The organism is Oceanobacillus aidingensis, from assembly GCF_042654105.1.
Classification (GTDB): domain Bacteria; phylum Bacillota; class Bacilli; order Bacillales; family Amphibacillaceae; genus Oceanobacillus; species Oceanobacillus oncorhynchi.
The window spans coordinates 20441-38730 of the sequence record NZ_JBHSFT010000045.1; the positions used below are offsets into that span (position 1 = coordinate 20441).

At 38.0% G+C, this 18290-nt stretch carries 14 protein-coding genes; 10 read left to right on the forward strand and 4 right to left on the reverse strand.

Annotation, left to right across the window (positions count from 1 at the left end):
• Nucleotides 1-3 precede the first annotated feature (3 nt).
• The 7 genes from ACFO3P_RS16690 (at nt 4) to ACFO3P_RS16720 (ending at nt 9657) form a co-directional block, all read left to right on the forward strand.
• Nucleotides 4-1452: a sodium:solute symporter family protein gene (locus ACFO3P_RS16690; RefSeq protein ID WP_289585050.1), complete on the forward strand. Its 1449-nt coding sequence runs from the start codon at nt 4-6 to the stop codon at nt 1450-1452.
• 16 nt (nt 1453-1468) lie between these two features.
• Nucleotides 1469-1594, forward strand: coding sequence for a hypothetical protein (locus ACFO3P_RS16695; protein WP_289585051.1), 126 nt, complete (start codon nt 1469-1471; stop codon nt 1592-1594).
• A gap of 573 nt (nt 1595-2167) precedes the next feature.
• On the forward strand, nt 2168-2953 hold the full coding sequence (locus ACFO3P_RS16700) for a MurR/RpiR family transcriptional regulator (protein WP_193064616.1): 786 nt from the start codon (nt 2168-2170) through the stop codon (nt 2951-2953).
• 257 nt (nt 2954-3210) lie between these two features.
• On the forward strand, nt 3211-4623 hold the full coding sequence (locus ACFO3P_RS16705; protein ID WP_212928969.1) for a glycoside hydrolase family 1 protein: 1413 nt from the start codon (nt 3211-3213) through the stop codon (nt 4621-4623).
• A gap of 538 nt (nt 4624-5161) precedes the next feature.
• On the forward strand, nt 5162-6559 hold the full coding sequence (locus tag ACFO3P_RS16710; protein ID WP_212928968.1) for a PTS transporter subunit EIIC: 1398 nt from the start codon (nt 5162-5164) through the stop codon (nt 6557-6559).
• A gap of 110 nt (nt 6560-6669) precedes the next feature.
• Nucleotides 6670-8118: a M81 family metallopeptidase gene (locus ACFO3P_RS16715; RefSeq protein ID WP_379542545.1), complete on the forward strand. Its 1449-nt coding sequence runs from the start codon at nt 6670-6672 to the stop codon at nt 8116-8118.
• Between the two features lie 126 nt (nt 8119-8244).
• The gene (locus ACFO3P_RS16720) at nt 8245-9657 is read left to right on the forward strand and encodes a M24 family metallopeptidase (RefSeq protein ID WP_379542546.1); all 1413 of its coding nucleotides are present in this window, start codon (nt 8245-8247) and stop codon (nt 9655-9657) included.
• 494 nt (nt 9658-10151) lie between these two features.
• On the opposite strand, the gene ACFO3P_RS16725 is transcribed toward ACFO3P_RS16720, so the two are convergent.
• Nucleotides 10152-11936 (reverse strand): DNA ligase D, encoded by a 1785-nt coding sequence (locus ACFO3P_RS16725; RefSeq protein WP_379542547.1) that lies wholly within the window; start codon nt 11934-11936, stop codon nt 10152-10154.
• A gap of 90 nt (nt 11937-12026) precedes the next feature.
• Here ACFO3P_RS16725 and ku point away from each other — a divergent pair, with 90 nt between their 5' ends.
• Together ku and ACFO3P_RS16735 are read left to right on the forward strand one after the other, a co-directional pair.
• Nucleotides 12027-12884, forward strand: coding sequence for a non-homologous end joining protein Ku (gene ku, locus ACFO3P_RS16730; protein ID WP_042529734.1), 858 nt, complete (start codon nt 12027-12029; stop codon nt 12882-12884).
• Between the two features lie 246 nt (nt 12885-13130).
• Nucleotides 13131-14429 (forward strand): S8 family peptidase, encoded by a 1299-nt coding sequence (locus ACFO3P_RS16735; protein WP_289585056.1) that lies wholly within the window; start codon nt 13131-13133, stop codon nt 14427-14429.
• 260 nt (nt 14430-14689) lie between these two features.
• Here the strand turns inward: ACFO3P_RS16735 and ACFO3P_RS16740 are convergent, their stop codons facing one another.
• The 3 genes from ACFO3P_RS16740 to ACFO3P_RS16750 form a co-directional block, all read right to left on the reverse strand.
• Entirely contained in the window at nt 14690-16150 is a 1461-nt protein-coding gene (locus ACFO3P_RS16740) for an APC family permease (protein WP_289585077.1), read from the reverse strand.
• A gap of 280 nt (nt 16151-16430) precedes the next feature.
• Nucleotides 16431-16745, reverse strand: coding sequence for a UTRA domain-containing protein (locus ACFO3P_RS16745; RefSeq protein WP_289585057.1), 315 nt, complete (start codon nt 16743-16745; stop codon nt 16431-16433).
• A 20-nt stretch (nt 16746-16765) separates the two neighbouring features.
• Complete coding sequence (locus tag ACFO3P_RS16750; RefSeq protein ID WP_289585058.1) at nt 16766-17152, reverse strand: GntR family transcriptional regulator; 387 nt, start codon at nt 17150-17152, stop codon at nt 16766-16768.
• A 221-nt stretch (nt 17153-17373) separates the two neighbouring features.
• On the opposite strand from ACFO3P_RS16750, the gene ACFO3P_RS16755 reads away from it, so the two are divergent.
• Nucleotides 17374-17937 (forward strand): HAD family hydrolase, encoded by a 564-nt coding sequence (locus ACFO3P_RS16755; protein WP_289585078.1) that lies wholly within the window; start codon nt 17374-17376, stop codon nt 17935-17937.
• Nucleotides 17938-18290: the final 353 nt, after the last annotated feature.

An 18290-nucleotide genomic window follows, 5' to 3' on the forward strand; every position in this document is an offset into this window, starting at 1 on the left:
TATATGCCAGTAAATACCTTTGATGTTATTATCGTATTATTTTATTTAGCGCTCGTCTTATACATTGGTTACTATTCCATGAGAAGAATTTCCGGTTTTAAAGACTATACCGTTGCCGGCCGTTCCATGCCAATGGCTCTTATTTTTGCGACGCTTGCAGCAACACTAGCCGGCGGCGGAGCAACGATTGGCAGGGTGGCGTTCGTTTACGAGACTGGTGTGGTTATCTTTCTTGCCGTTTTTGGTGTTGTTTTCAGCCAAATTTTAATCGGACAATTTGTCGCGCCACGGGTTAGAAATCTGGGGAATGTCTACACCGTAGGAGATGTTTTTGGATATTTCTATGGGCGCTCTGGGAAGTTGGTGTCCGGTATCTTTTCTTTCTTATATAGCGTAGGAATGTTTGGGGTACAGGTGCTGGCAATGGGAAGAATTCTGGAAACCTTGACGGGATTCGATTATATTCCAATGACTATTTTGGGTTCTGTTATTACGGTAATTTACACTTGGGGAGGCGGCATGCTGGCCGTTATTTATACGGATGCCATTCAATTTATTATCTTAACCGTCGGCGTTGCAACAACATTGACATTGGCACTAAATAATATCGGCGGCGTACCAGCCATCGTTGAAAAAGTCAGCGCCATCGATGCCGGCATTTTAGATTTTACCGGCGGCTGGACCGTTGCTGCCATGATTGCTTTCTTCTTAACCTTCTTACTGGGGGAAGCATTAGCTCCTTTTTACATTCAGAGGTATGTTTCATCCAGAAATGCATTAGATAGTAAGCGCTCGGTGACCTACCTTGGCATCTTTTACTTTTTCATGACAACTGCTGTCGTTTTTATCGGACTAGCGGGTGTTGTTCTTCTTCCAGGCACCGATCCGGATCTTGTATTTACCACATTAATTTTAGAGCATATGCCAACCGGCGCTGTCGGATTGATTTTCGGAGGGCTTATTGCAGCCGTTATGTCCACTGGAGATTCTATCTTAAATACTGCTTCCACCATCTTCACGAGGGATATCTATCAAGAATTTATTAATCCGAAAGCAACAGATAAGCAAATGCTTAACCTTGCCAAATGTTCCACACTTATCGTAGGAATTGGCGGAATTCTTGTTGCCCTTTTAATTCCAAATGTTTTCGACTTAATGGTATTCATTTTTGATCTTTGGGCGCCGTCCATTGTTCCCGTTATTATTATTGCATTATTATGGGGGAAAGCGAGAGACAGGAAAGTATCGCCATACGCTGCGATACCAGCTATCCTGGCGGGGATTATCTCTTCTCTCCTATGGAATTACGGCCTTAACGAACCATTCCAAATCCCTACATTAATTGTTGGAATCTGCATAAACCTGTTTACATTCTTTATTGCACATCAATTGACGAAGAATAAACAGCCAACTCGCGCATTTATGCAAGAGGATCTTGATCCTGAGGGATAAAGGAGGAGAATCACACATGATATTTTGGGAGATTTTAGCTTATTTATCTATTGGTGTTTGTTATTTTGGAGCGGTTGCGGTGATTTATGGATGGATTAAGTTTGGGATGGAGCGGAGGAAGGGAAAGATGGGAGATGAATAGAGGGGTGGAAAATGATGGGGATAGAAAGTAATAGATTTCGTTGATGGAAGTAATAATTGATAGGGTTGGAGTGTACCGAATTATAAACTTAAGGCGACAATTAATAAATAAAAACTCCTTAGAGATTTTATAGAGAGTATAAAATAAACTATCAGTTTATTAATAAAGTAATAACTATCTAGCTTATTTGTGCTTTTTAACAAACCCAAATAAATCTTCCATAATAATAATTTTGATGCCGATAGAAATGGCCTCTGGAAAAGAGTGAAGAAAAAATCTTTTGAATGGTATAGAATAAATAAAAAAACCTGGAACAATATCTTGAATTGATATGTGTTGTTCCAGGTTTTTTAGTGTAATGGGAGCAGATAAAAAGTCAATATAGTTCTTAATTTAGTAACGAAATCTCTTTTTATTTTCAAATTTCGGATTCCACCCCGTATAATAGAATTTATAGAAATAAGAACATATTTTAAATTCTTTGGGTATGTTAATAACTATATTAAACTCCAGTATATTATTTTCAATAACAAGAACAGTAACATTATTATATGGTAAGTGACGGTGAATAAAATGAAAATAAATAATTTAGGTTTATTAAATTCCTTGTCTTTCATCATCAACTCAGAAAATCCAGAAAATACCGATTATACATTGGCTCATTTTATTTTGAATAACTTATATCGTATTTCTTCCGTCAGCATATGGGAAATGACGGAGGAATGTTTTACATCCAGATCTGCAGTGAGAAGGTTTTGTTTAAGGTTAGGATATGATAATTTCAGTTCATTGAAGAACTCCATTTCCAAGCTTGTTTTTCCCAGTGATTTAAGACATCGGGACATAAAAGCAGAGCCTGACTATCGCATTCATATAAAAAATCTAGTTGATGAAATGATTACTGACATTGACGAACAAATAACAGACGAGGATATCAATTATCTTTGTGAGTTAATCAATCAGGATGTAAATGTAGTGATTCTGTGTGCAAACAATACGAGTGGAAATGCATTAAGATTTCAACAAGAGCTGATGTTTGCCTCAAAAGTGATTCATGTTATTTCTGGGTCATTCACCACGAATGAAATTCTGAAATTACTTCATGAAGAAGATGTCATTATTACCATCTCTGCATCTGGTAAATTTGCGGAGTTGTCATTAGAATTTGTTCAGAGTTTAAAAGGACATAAATTTCTAATAACGGGAAATAAAGCGGAGAAACTGAAGAATAGCTATGATAAAACTTTTTATATTAGCAAGGATGGTTTCTCAGCTGATTATTTAGGGATTTATGGAAAGTACGGGATTACTTATATTCTTGATTTATTATCGATGCAGTATTTGTCATTGTATACTTGACTATGCTGTTTATTTTCAAAAGCCTTCATAAAAAAAACTTAGTAAATCCGTTTAGCACATTTATAGCTTGTTTAAATTGCTGGATAAAAAGGATATCATGTCAAAGCCTTGCTCTATGGAGCGGGCTTTTTGTTTTCCATATCGGTAACCATGGCAATTTTACGATGGTTCAAATTCTGAACCACTTCGTTTTTTTGAAAGTGCTAACATTGGATTTAGATGAAGGTTATTCATCATTATTGCAGGGAGGTATTTAAATGAAACAAGTACATGACAAGTTTCTATGGGGTTCTGCTACAGCAGCATATCAATGTGAAGGAGCCTGGGATGAAGATGGAAAAGGTCTGGGTGAATGGGATGTCTTTAACCACAACAGTTCTTTAAATATTAATCAGGTAGATGGTGATATTGCTTCTGATTTTTATCACAAATATAAAGAAGATATCGACCTGATGGCAGCGGGTAACCAAAATACCTATCGATTTTCTATCTCATGGGCGAGAATTATTCCACAAGGTGTTGGCGAAGTAAACCAAAAAGGAATTGATTTTTATAATCATGTCATTGATTATTGCCTGGAAAAAGGGATTACTCCGAATGCGACGTTGTTTCACTATGATTTGCCATATGAATTGTCTCAAATTGGCGGTTGGGAAAATAGAGAAATTATCGATGCCTTTGATGCGTACGCGAAAGTTTGTTTTGAAAATTTCGGAGATCGGGTGAAGATTTGGTCTACGGTAAATGAACCAAGGTATTATGCTTATTGCAGTTATGTGGTCGGTAACTACCCGCCAAACTACAAGCTGGATTTTAATCGTTTCTGGAATATTCTCTACAATCTGATGTTAGGCAGTGCCAAGGTCGTTGATACTTACCGGAAATTAGGCATGGATGGCCGAATCGGTATTGTTCATGATAACGGGAATGTTGAATTGGATCCTGCAACAAAAGAAAAAGATGCAGTAAGGTTAAGAGCTGATGTTTTTTATAATCGCATGGTTCTGGATACAAGTGTATTTGGGAAGCTTCCAGAAGAGTTAGGTGAAGTGCTTCAGGATTGGGGAGTTGACCCAAGCTTCGTCTATCAAGAGGACGTTCCTAATTTTGCGAAAGGTAAAGTGGATTATATTGGCTTGAACGTCTATAACCGTCAATATGTAACCGATTATTCTGAAGGTGAAACAGAAGTGTTCCATAATAACAGAGGGAAAGGGTCTAATTCAAAAGAAGGGATACGCATTAAACATGTCTTTGAAAGCTCCTTTGATCCTCATGTTAAAAGAAACCTCTGGGGAAGAGAAGTTTATCCTAAATGTATGTATAATGCTTTGATGGAAATCAAAGAAAAGTACGGGGATATTTTAGTATATATTGCGGAAAATGGACACGGACAATATGAAACACCTGATGAGAATGGATATGTAAATGATGATAACAGAATCGAGCTATGTGGAGATTTTATTCATTACATGTTAAAAGCGCGTGAAGAAGGCGTGAATGTACAGGGTTACTATATGTGGTCCACGATGGATTTATACAGCTGGATCAACGGCTATGAAAAAAGATATGGGCTTGTCCGAATCGATTTTGAGAATGATACGAAGCGGATACCGAAAGCAAGCTACTATTGGTATAAAAATCTAATTGCGGAAAACAGAGATATCTAAAACAGTTATTTGTTTGCTGATGGATGATGGAAAGAAATAGAGTTTGGCGGGCATGAAAGTGAAAGGGTAAAACCTGTCCATTTGTTTCTAGTGTGATGATTCGTGTCCGCTTAAGCTCTTTTTCAAACGGAATGGTATAGTCTATATAGTGAAATAAATAAAAATAACAGAAATAAAATTGTTGTCCTTGATAAATCGTATGGTGATTATAAAGCCGACTTAGATGTGCTTAACTATGTAAGCGGTATTTTATAGACAGGTAAAAGTCAACAAGGGAATCGATGTTATGGGTTTGGCTGCTCCGCTATCGAATTCCCATCTTAACCTAAAATAGCTGCACAGCCAGAAGAATCGATTTTATTTATAAAAGGTTTGATTGTGAAAATGTTAACATATTAATTTGTTTCAGACGTCAATAGAACTTAAATTTTGTTTTAGTACCACATTGTTGGATTTATCGCGGAGAATCGTCCGTAAAACTCCCGCTGAGTGAAGTTTTGTTTTATTAATAAGCAGGCAGAAATGGAGGGAATAAAAAATGAAATATGTTGAGATGTCAAAACAAGTATTGGAGCACGTTGGCGGTGTAGATAATTTAAATTATGTTGAACACTGCGCCACTAGACTTCGTTTACATTATAATAACGAGAAACTGATAAACGAGGAAGCATTAAAAGGGATTGAAAATACGTTAGGTGTCATTAAGAAAGCCGGCCAAGTGCAGATTATCATCGGGCCTAATGTTAATGAAGCATACAACGATTTTTTAGAGGTGTCGGGGTGGAAAGAGGGGCAAAATAACGAAGCAGGCTCTGCAAAAGAAGTGGAAGAACCGCAAAAAATGAGTTTTATGAACTATTTAAACAAATTTGGTAATTTTATGGCTGCCGTATTTATGCCTATTGTTCCAGCACTGATTGCTGGCGGAATCATTCTTGCCGTTAAAAATCTATTAATCAACTATTTTGGTTTAGACATGGAATCTGGCACTGCAGTCATTATCGATGCTATTTTCAATGCAGCATTTACCTTCTTACCAGTTTATCTAGGATTTACAATGGCGAGACGTTTAAAAATGGAACCTATTTTGGGAGCAGTATTGGGAGCGTTGCTTGTCAGCTCGAATATTAGCGGTCAAGAAGGGCTAAGTTTTTTAGGAATCGGAATTCCAGCTGTGGACTATAGCACCAGCGTATTACCAGTTATGCTTGGTGTTGGGCTTATGTATTTCGTGGACAAATTCTTTAAGAAGGTTATTCCTGAAATCGTCATCTATTTTTTGAAACCGCTATTAACGATGATTATTGTTGTACCAATAACATTAATCGTGTTAGGACCTATCGGAACCCTTTTAAGTGACTATGTAGGTTCAGGGATTACAACGTTAATGAGCACAATCGGCGGACTGGCGATGCCGGTATTCGCTGTGGCTTATCCTTATATGGTTATGTTTGGATTAGATAAAGCGATTATGCCAATCGGGTTTAACAGTGTTGCAACGATTGGATATGACCCTGCCATTATGGTTATGGGGTTCATCTCCAACCTGTGCATTGGCGGAAGTGCTTTAGCAGCAGCTACTTCCATAAAAAATGATAAAGCGAAGAAGGGTATGATTGTTTCTTCTGGTGTAACCGCGCTTTGCGGGGTTACAGAACCGGCTTTCTATGGTGCTTTGATTACGCGGCCTAAAATATTAATAGGCACTGCAATTGGAGCTGCAAGTGCTGGTTTGGTTGCTGGTATATTTGGATTGAAAAGCTATATTATGGGTGGAACCCCAGGGTTATTTACTGCGATGTTCTTCATTGATAATCAAGGAGGATTAGGGAATTTATTTTTAGCGGCAATCGTAGGAATTGTTGGGGTGGTTGTCTCCTATATTTCCTGCAGGATTATTATTTCAAGAACGAAATCAACAGAGAAGGCTGAATAAAATAAAGATTTTTCATTGGAGATAAAAAGATTTACTGAATATATCCGGGCCTTGAAAGGCTGGAAGGAACGGATATATTTTTTAAAACAAAAGTTGATGAGGTGAAATCGATGAAAGTTTTGATTGCACGATTTATTCTTGAATCGAATGCCAATATTCCGTATAAAAGTAATTTGGAGGATTTTGATCTCTTATTTGGAGAGGATTGCATTCGGGAAATGAAATGTAAAGATGTGTTTGCTAAAAAAGGTGTGGAGATAATTCCTTCCATTTATGCCGATGCATCAGCTGGCGGCGTTTTAGAAAAAACGGCATTTGATTATATTGAAAAGAGAATCTTGGAAGATATTAAAAAGCATATTCATGAAATTGATGGGATTTTTCTTCATTTACACGGGGCGAGTGAAGTAGAAGATTTGAAAGGCGGATCTGGGGATCATCATATTATGAAGATGATTCGCAAGCTGACAGGCCCTTATTTGCCAATTGCGGTAGTAAGTGATCCGCATGGTAACCTGTCTAAAGCATATGTAGAAAGTACCACACTGATTCGCAGTTATCGCGAATCTCCACATACAGATATTAAAGAAACAATAGAATTTATTTGTGAAAAGCTCGTTGATTTGTTGGAGCAACGTCAAAATATTACTCCAGTATATCGTAAATTATCAATGATTTTAGGCGGAGAACAAAGCGTCTCCGCAGATGAACCAGTAAAATCGATGAATCAATATATGGATGAATTAGAAGCAGATCCAAGAATATTAAGCTGTTCCTGGCATGTTGGGTATATTCGTCATGACTGTGATGTTGCAGGGTGCGGAATTGTTGTTATTCCTTCAACAGAAGCTAATCAGGAATATGCAGATCAAATTGCGGATCAGTTAGCGGAATATATATGGAATAAACGTTATGAATTCCATTATACTGGCTTAACTGCACAGCCGGAGGAAGCAATGAAAATGGCATTAGCGTGCGAAGGAAAGCCTGTGTTCATTACGGATTCAGGAGATAATGTAACATCGGGGTCGGTAGGGAGCAATACCTTTATTTTACGTCAGGTATTACATCTTGATGAAGGTCATAACAAACGGTTTTTATTTGCCAGTATTCATGACGCAGAAACCTTAGATAAGCTGAAAAGCTATGAAGCGGGGGAAGAAACAAGCATTTCTTTGGGAATGAATATAGACGAATTATCCGCAAATGTAAATTTAGATGTTGTTATTAAAGCGAAAGGATATTTAGCTGGTTATGCTTATGTGAGAGAGGGGAACTTTGGTGATTGTATAACCGTCAGAGTCAAGGATAAACCGATAGATATCGTTGTTTCAGGAAACAACCATCCGTTTGTTGAAATTGAGCAGTTTCATGCGGCTGGTCTCGATTATAGAGACTATGATATTATCATTGTTAAACAGGGATATATTTTCCCGGAATTAAAAAAAGAGGGGAAATTAAATATCATGTCATTAACGCAGGGGGCAACGCTGCAGGATACAGCAAAACTTCCATTCAAGCGCATTATGCGCCCCATGTTTCCTATTGATGACATTTAGAAAGAGCAAGAATGATATTACACATTGCTAAGAAATAAGGTAATGCACAGGATTGGAATAAATGCATGTTCCTCTGATCAATAAACCCAATCAAATAAAAACATGCATACATTGGAGGCAAGTTAAATGGAAAAACAATATGATTCTAAAAACGCACAATTAATAGAAATGGATGCTCCTGCTCCAGATTGCACAGGGACTCCAATATTGCTGGATGATACAACGATGCAGCAACGAAGAGAAAAGGTATTAGATGAGATGCGTCACGATGGATTGGATGCGCTGCTGGTTTACGCGGATGTGGAACATGGCGGGAATTTTGAATATTTAGTTGGATTTATACCTAGATTTGAAGAGGCTTTATTAGTCCTGCATGCTAATGGAGATGCTTTTCTGGTCTTGGGAAATGAAAACTATAATAAAGTACAATATTCGAGAATTCCAGCAAAAGGGATTCATTGTCCACATTTTTCCTTGCCTAATCAGCCGATGGAGCCTCACCGTACGATGTCAAGTATTCTTCAGGAAGCCGGAATCAAGGATGCAATGAAAATTGGAATGGCTGGATGGAAGCATTTTACCAGCCGGGTAGAGGATAACCGGACTTTATTTGATGTTCCTTCTTTTATTGTAGATACGGTTCGGGAGCTGGTCGGGAAGGAAGGTTCTATCACCAACCATACAGATATCTTCATTGGCGGGGATCGTGGCGTTCGCAGGGTGAATAATGCGAATGAAATGGCCCATTATGAATTTGGGGCATCTCTGGCAGCAGATTGTGTCTTGCGTGCGATAGACAAGCTGGAGATTGGCATTTCTGAAATGGAATTAGGAAATGAACTCCATGCCTACGGTCAAAAAAATAATGTCGTCACGATTGCATCAACGGGTAAACGATTCGAAAACGGTAATTTATATCCAACTTCTAAAAAAGTTACACTAGGAGATGCCATCTCTTTAACTGTAGGATATAAAGGCGGATTATCGAGCAGAGCAGGATATGCTGTTATGAACAGCGAGGATTTACCGGAGAGTAAAAAGCATTATATAGAGGATCTGGCAGCACCATACTATACTGCAATTACAGCTTGGCTGGAGAATATCCAAATTGGAATGCCGGGCGGGGCTATGTATAAGCTAATGAACCATGTCTTGCCGCAGGAAGCATATCACTGGGGACTATGTCCAGGACATTTGACGGCGGATGAAGAATGGTTAGCTTCGCCAATCTATAAGGATTCAGAGGAAGTTATCAAAAGCGGAATGATTTTTCAAACAGATATTATCCCGCGTGTTGCTGGATACGACGGTGTTTCAGCGGAAAGTACGATAGCTATCGCGGACGATGTGTTAAAACAGGAGCTTAGAGATCATTATCCGGCACTTTGGGAACGGATGATGAAAAGAAAAGCGTATATAAAAGAGACGCTCGGCATCCAATTAAGCGAGGATGTTTTACCATTATGCAGTATGGTCGCTTATTTACGCCCGTATCTGTTGAATAAGAAGCTTGCGTTTTATTATAATCATGGCAGATGAAGTTGAATCATTGCGTCGAAATTTTTTGTGAAATATTTACAGTAGTAACGTGGAGCGAGTTTTAAGTATTAGAAAGAAAGGTAAAAGAAAACAAACGATGTGGTGCCTTATGCTCTGAGTATTAAGAGATATGAAAATTTATTCTTTCTCAAAAAAAATGAGATGTAACTATTCAGTAATAATACAAAAGGGATTTTTCGGGAAAATATAAATTTAGGCAATAGCCTGTCACCAGTTCTTTGACAGTGTCAGGCTATTTTATTTCTCCTAGTAATGTTCTTCATTCTTCTACTAAGGATTCAAATGTATAAATATGATAAGAAAACAAAAAAGACGCCCGTTATGCAAATCGGGCATCTAATTTTTAAGTTACTATCTATCAAAGGAGTTGCCAAATATCCCATGGACCATTTTATGTCCGTAACTCTGCAATTGTGATTATTACTTATAACAGATAACGTAAATAGCGTTAGAATGGAATCAGAAATAGGCTTTTAATTTTTAACCATCTTCAACACTTTATCTAACTTTTGTTTGCTACCCGTTTCGAAATATCCAGCGAATGGACATCCGACCTCTTGTAGACGTTCTACTGCATTTCCAATTGTAAAGGCTGTTGGTTCTAATCCCTTATGGACTTCATGCCAATATAAAGGCATAGAAACTGTACCCTCATTTGTCATCCTTGGCGAATAAGGAGCAATCAATGTTTTATCTTGACCGTGTTGAATATAGTCGATGTACAAACGTCCTTTTCTTTTTTTCTTTAATCGTTCTGTCGTAAAATCGTTTGGAAATGCTCTTTCTAATGTTTTTGCTACCGTCTCGGTAAAAAAAACTGTCTCGTCGTATGTCATGCTCCCCTCTCGAATAGGAATATATATTTGTAGCCCTTTGTTTCCAGATGTTTTCACGAAAGATACAAGATTTAAATCATCTAATATCTGCTTTAATAGCTTGGCTGCTTTTACCGCTAAAACAAAATGTTCTTTATCAGGCGGGTCAAGGTCAAATACAATTTCTAAGGGTGTTACTTGTCCAATTCGTTGAAAAGGAACATGGTATTCGATGGAACCATGGTTCGCTAACCAAACTAAACTTTCTAACTGATTGCACACAATTAAATCATCAGCAGCATCAAATGATAAAAAGTCCGGTGCATAATTCGGTATACTTTTTTGAAAGAACGATTTTTCTTTTATCCCATCGGGACAGCGAATAATTGTTAAAGCGCGTTGTTTTAAAAATGGAAGCATCCAAGGTGATATTTCTCTGATATAAACTAAGAGGTCTTTCTTTTTAAAAACATCTGGCCATAAGTATTTATCCGTGTTAGAAGTCTCGATTGGAATTTGAGCCATGTCTAACTGTAATTTATCCAATGTGCATTCAGTATATGAAGTGTTGGGGTTAATACTCTTAAAATTAGGTTCTCTCAACTCTCCCTTATATAAATCCAGTGTATTGATCATGCTGGCTATTGCAGGAGGTAGATGATAACTCCCCTCGACTAATTTCCCCTGCTCTTTAAAAAGTTTTTGTACTGTTTCAGACGATTCTTTAGATAAGCCATGTTTACATGTACCGATACGTATTAAATTATCGTTATCTAATACGTTCACAGCAAAATAACCATTACTTGGGTTATACTCTGTTAAAATGCCTTGAACCACTCTCCAATTTTTAATCTTAAACCAATCATGGTGGTTTTTACCTTTTTGATAAGTGCTGTCTTTTCGTTTTGCAACAATACCTTCGCACTTTGATGCTGAAATGACTTTCTGGATTTCTTTCATAGAAGAAAATATTTCTACACAGTTTAAAACTTCGTTATCGGAAACCGGCTCTAATAATTGATGAAGAATTTCTTTCCGTAAAGATAAATTATTGTTGGTAAGTTTCTTGCCTCTTATTTCCTTGATGTCAAATGCCATCAATGCTGCAGGTCTATTACTTGCTTGTTTTTTAATACGGTCAATGCTTTTCGTCCTGCCACGTGCTTGGATTTTTGCAAAATTAGCTTGGTAGCGATGATTTAATATGACAAGTTCGCCATCTATTTTTAGTGGTAATTTGCTATTAAAGTAATCGTAATTATCATTGCACCAGTTAATAATTTCAGGAAACTTATTAGAGATATCCAGGTTATTCTTACTAGTTAAAATAATATTTTTATCAGTCCAGCTTAGTTCACAGCGAAACCCATCATATTTAACCTCATACAACCATTCATCCCCCTCTGGTATATCTGTTCTTTCTATTGGTTTCATCCAGTCCATATATAATCACCTCTTTTTAAATAGGATGCCTCATATCTTTGTATAAAAAACATACAAATCAGCAAAATAAATCAAAAAGGAGTGAACGGAATGCATACGATGTGGAAAGGAACAATCAGTTTTGGTTTGGTCAATATCCCTGTCAAAATGCATGCCGCTACTGAAAATAAGGATATAAAACTGCGGCAGTTGCATAAGAAATGTAAGATGCCTATTAAATATGAAAAGACTTGTCCAAATTGCGATAAAGATGTAAAAAGTGAGGATATTGTAAAAGCGTATGAATACGCAAAAAATAAATTTGTTATATTGGATGACGAAGAATTAGAAGCACTAAAGAAAGAGCAAGAAGACAAAGCTGTAGAGATTGTTGATTTTGTTCAATTGGAAGAAATTGATCCTGTTTATTTTGAGAAGAGCTATTACCTATCACCTAGTGAGGGCGGCTCAAAAGCATATGCATTGCTGAGAGAAGCGCTAACAGATACTGGTAAGATTGGAATTGCAAAAATGATGATACGCTCTAAAGAACAGCTTGCTGTAATCAGAGTGTATAAAACTGCGATAGTAGTTGAAACAATACATTACCCGGATGAGGTTCGGGAAGTTGGAGATGTACCCAATGTTCCTAGTCAAGAATCAGTTGGTAAAAAAGAGCTGGATACTGCCAAGCTTCTTATAGAACAATTGACCACTGAGTTTGAACCAAAAAAATATAAAGATAATTATCGAACAGCACTCATGGAATTAATCGAAGCCAAGAAAAACAATGAAGAAGTTGAAATTGGTAAAGACACCAAAGAAAAGCCGGATAATGTGGTTAATTTAATGGATGCGTTGCAGGAATCGTTGGATCGTGCTAAAAGTGATAAGCCTAAAACAACGAAGCCGAAAAAGAAAACGACTACTACCAAAAGGGATGCAAAGACAAAAAAGGCTACTTCATAAAAGGATACCAGTCCTTAATATCGGGGGCTGGTATTTGTTATCCTGTTATTTTAGAAGAAGATGATATACAGTCGATGTTAGGCAATAAATCCGTTTTGCTTTAACAAATTTAAATGGTAGTTTACAATAAAACTACTGTATATTTATTTAAAATCTTCTAAAAATAGTAAACCTGTCCGATTGTTTTCTATATTTTTCAGTGGTAATCTATGTATGCAAAATAAATATTTTACGAGGAGGAGTAAGATGAGCAATCGGAAAAAAGTATGGTTCGAAGATGCCGGACGTAAACTTGACCCTGGCTTAGTGGAACAATTACGAAATTCTCGGAAAGTAACTAATCAAGAAACCAACAACAATGAAATCCCCATTATCGTTTATTTGAGAAAGAATTGTGAGCAAGGAAAAAAAGACGACCTCTTAAAAGTATGCAACGTTGACTCCCATAATAAACTAGGAAGAGAACTCCACAGTATAAATGCTATAAAAGGACATCTAACACCGGATAGAATCAAACAAATTAAAGACCATGAAGCAGTAGATCGGATTTTTTACGATCGGATTGTAACCTCCTTTTTGGATATTGCCAGTGAGCAAACAGGCGCTGCCAAAGTAAGAGAACAGCTTGGATTAACTGGAAAAGGCGTTACGATGGCAATAATCGATACAGGTATTTACCCGCATGAAGACTTGACTAACCCTGCGAATCGAATTATAGCTTTTCAAGATTTTATAAATGGGGAAAGTGATCCGTATGATGATAATGGACATGGGACACATTGCGCCGGTGATGCTGCAGGAAATGGAAGTGCCTCCAATGGAAAGTATACAGGCCCTGCACCAGAAGCTTCTATCATTGGAATAAAGGTTTTAGATGAACAAGGAAGCGGAAGGTTATCCACCATAATTGAAGGATTGGAATGGTGTATCGACCATAAAGAAGCGCATAATATCCAGATTATCTCGCTTTCGCTTGGGGCTCCGGCGTATGAATCATTCCGGGACGATCCTTTATCGCTAGCTGCTCAAGCTGCGTGGCATGAAGGAATAGTTGTAGTTGCTGCTGCTGGAAATAGCGGACCTAGTCCAGCAACTATCAGTACACCAGCAATCGATCCATTTATTATTACAGTAGGTTCGACAGATGATCAGAACACATTAGAGCGTGCGGATGACGTAATTGCAGAGTATTCTAGCAGAGGCCCTACGATTGATACGCTCGTTAAACCGGATGTTTATGCCCCTGGCACCAACATTATTTCTTTGCTGGCTTCAGGTTCGGCAATTGAATCGGAATTACCAGAGATGGTTATCGATGAAAGTTATATTCAATTGTCAGGTACCTCCATGGCAACACCAATTTGTGCAGGGATTATTGCTCTTATGCTGGAAGCTAATCCGAATCTCAGCCCGAATGATATTAAGAGTATCTTAAAAGCAACCTCTCATCCAACGCTTGATGACGTATGGGGATATATTGAAGCAGAGAGTGCTGCCCGTATGGCAAAGAATTACCAGATTTCCGCTCCATCTGAAGCTTTGTAGGAAAGTTAGATCAAGCAATAGAACTGGGAAAAGCTGATATAAAAAACAAGGTATTTTATTCTGCTGAAGATGCTGTATTTCATGATTTGTCTCTAGGTATATGCCGGAGTACGCATCTGTCACCGATACAAATCGATAACATCGGTGTTGATCCATTCTTAGTATAAAATAGAAGTAAATAATTTAATTAATCACACAAGAACGGAAAAAGGATTTTCAAACCTTCATGATTTGAAAATCCTTTTTCCGTTCCTATCTATTTACTCATCCTTCTCAATCTCAATTTCTTCCTTCCCAAGAATATAATAGTTCAATTCTTTCTCCGGAATCTTCTTGAAATCTTTACGCTTAATCAAGTAAAAGATAATCCCCAAAATAATCCACGCAACTAAAGCAATTCTGGACTCTACCCCTAAGAATGCCGGCGAGCCTGGAATCAGCAGCAGTCCAAGGAAGATAATGCTGGCAATCATCCCTAGGATGGCAATAATTTTCTTCCGGGGTGCTTCAATATGTTTTTTCTCGTTAAAGGTGTGATCCTTTTTCATTTTAAATAAGGTAGAAGCTGCATAGCATGTATAAAAATAAGCAATGGTTACACCGATGGAGGACATGTCTACTACCCACATCAATGCTTCTCTTCCGAACCATGGTGACAACATCGCAACAATTACTGCGAAAATGATGCCCCAGTATGGCGTTTTATATTTCGGATGAAGCTTGGAGAAGCCTTCCGGAATAATCTTTGCCCGGGACATGGCGAACAATAGGCGGCTGGATGAGATGATAAAGCCGTTCAACCCAGTAAAAATTCCCATTGTCAATGCGACTGCAAGGATGGCTAACCCTAAAGGTCCGAGCAGCTCTTCAACAATATATCCGGTTCCCCAGATATGATTTTCTTCTACAACGCCTTCCCATGGGCGAATCATGGAGGTTGCTATAATCATTAAACTGTATAATGTAGCTGCAGCTAAAATAGCAAAGACGATTAAACGAAATGCTTTATGGGATGGGAAATCAAATTCCTCTGCAGCTTGCGGAACATTGTCAAAGCCGACATAAGCCCATGGAGCAATGGCAACAATGGAAATAATCGCAGCAATTGCTGTTGTTTCTGGCGGGAACATTGGTGTAATATTAGAAAAACCTGCACTTGGCTGGATGCCGACGAGAAGCAGCAGAATAAAAATAGCTGCAATCATAACGATACAAAAAACGAATTGCATACTTCCTGACAGGGTCGTTCCTCTAATATTAAAAAATCCGAATAAAGCGAGTAAAATGGCTGCTACTAAAATTTCGGTCAAATAGACATCCCAGCCGGCAATCTGATAAAGCGGGATATTTTCAATCAATCTTGGAAAGATAAATTTAATCATCAGCGCAAATGCAGATGCATTCAGTGCCACGATGCAGATATACCCTAAAGTTAAAAACCATCCGGAAATAAAAGCATGCGTCCTGCCGAGACTGACATAGGCATAAGCGAATTCTCCTCCGGAAACGGGAAAGCTTTTTATCAGAAACCCATAGCTGACGGCAATCAGAATCATGAGCAAGGCACCGATAAAGAAGCCGATTATTACTCCGAGCGGTCCGGCGGTGGACATCCAATTGATTGGCTGCACAAAGGCTCCCCAGCCAATGGCTGATCCTAACGCAATCGCCCAGACCCAATGCGGCTTGAGTGTTTTGGTCAGTGCCTCTCTCTTTTTCACTTCTCTCATAAGTTAATCTCCTTCGAATATGGAATGGTATGAATTTTTTCTGAATGATAGACGGTGTTATTTTGAAAAAAATTGTCTGTTTTTGACAGATTAAACCGTATAAAACCCTGCTATCCGTATAAAGGCAACGAAGGCATTCAGCCAACAGATTGGTGAATGCCAATTTTGCTAATATACATAGGTATACCCCATATTTTATACGATATCACATCGTCTTCTCAAGATGGTTAGAATGTCCGTACCAGTTAACGCGAAGGAGAGGATTATGTCATTATTTGCTATTTCTCGACAATTTTATTTTGAAGGAATACATATCTGCCCGATAAAAAGCTCTCTCAAATTCGACAAAACCGCCGTTTTTATCAGTGATTTTTCTTTCTGCAATCATGATGCTTGACCCCTCCGGAATGTGCAACAACCCCGAATCACTTGCTGTGGAAACTCCCGCTCTGATTTCCTGCTCTGCTTGAAAGGTTTTGACTTTTAACTCCCTTTCCAGCAGCTCATAGAATGTCTCCTGATCCAAGTTGAATTGTGCTAATTTCTTTCCTAAGGCAACGGGGGAATAGTGCCTTTCGATTCCCATATGAATATCATTAGCGAATCTTATTCTTTTAAAATGGTGGGCCTTTTCCAGCTTGGTAACTTTTTTAACCTTCCGAATAATTCAATTTCTTGCAATGTAATCAGTTTTGCTCCTGGAGTCATTCCCATCTTCTCCATATTTTCAGAGGTGCTGCTGAGACTTCCAAGCCAGTCATTAATGGTACTTACCGCAATGAAGGTTCCTTTTCCAGGCTTTTTCACTAAGATGCCTTCCAGGACAAGCTGCTGGATGCTTTGTCTGACAGTACTTCTGTTGACGTAATATTCATCCATTAATTCTCTTTCGCTGGGGATTTTATCTGCATAACGGCCATTATATACGTTCTGCTCTATTTTTTGCTTTAATTGGACATGAAGCGGAATGGAATTGGTATAGTCTAAGCTCATTGTTGTCCCTCCATTGGTTTTGTCATAAAAGCCTTTGCTGTTGATTGTTTAGCTAATCATAGCATGTTTTGATGGAGGGCGGGTGATTTCGAAGGGGAGTTTGGAGAACTTTATTTGAAAGCATCTTCTTCTAATGATTAGGAAAGATGCTATTTTCACGATATACTGTACATGAATTAATAGAAGGATGAAACGTGAATAAAAATGAGAGGATGAAATGGATGGTAACTCACATCATATGGGATTTGGGAGAAACATTAACGACCCCGCCAAACGGAAGAATGGATGAAAAACCGCTTACGGAATATCCGGAAATAGAATTAAGGGAACATGTACTGGAAGTGTTGGAATCCATAAGTCATATGGGTTTAAAGCATGCGATTCTCAGCAATACAGCAACCAGTGACAGCGACGTTGTTCGAAATCTATTAAAAAGATTACATATTTTAGATAGATTTGAATATGTCTTTGCGACGAAATCAGAGCTGGATCCAGCTATTCCAGAAAAACCGGATGGCATCGTATATCATAACGTATTGGATGCACTGGAAATCAAGCCTCATGAAGCTATTATGGTAGGTAATACATGGGATACGGATATCATTGGAGCTAATAGAGTTGGGATGCATTCGATTTGGCTTCAAAATCCGGAGGTTTCTGTAAGAAAGGATTTTGATGAGAAGGTTAATACTCCTCCATGGATTGTGCCTGTTTGGGATATGAAGCAGGTGCCGACAGCGATTGAGTTGATTGTTGGATATGGTGGGGAAGGAGATATGGAATAACTATTTTCTTATCTATTCATAGAATGGATGTTAGAGAGGGTTTTTTAGGAAAATCACAGGCAGTTGTATAGCAATCGAGGCAGCTATGCACTTGCCTGCGATTTCTGAGTATATACTGTCACATGATATAATGAACCGTTTGCATAAAATAAGTTCTTATCACTTTTATAGCTGCAATGAATACCTCTTGTTATCAAAGCAATTCTTTCCCCCTTCACAGAATTATTCCCTTCGTTTTCAATTAATTTAAATTATAATCATATGTCGCTGGTAGAAATAGTGAAATACCAATGCACTTCATAATAAATTTATTTGCCTTAATAAATGATTTAATCTCTTTTCCTATGTTTCCT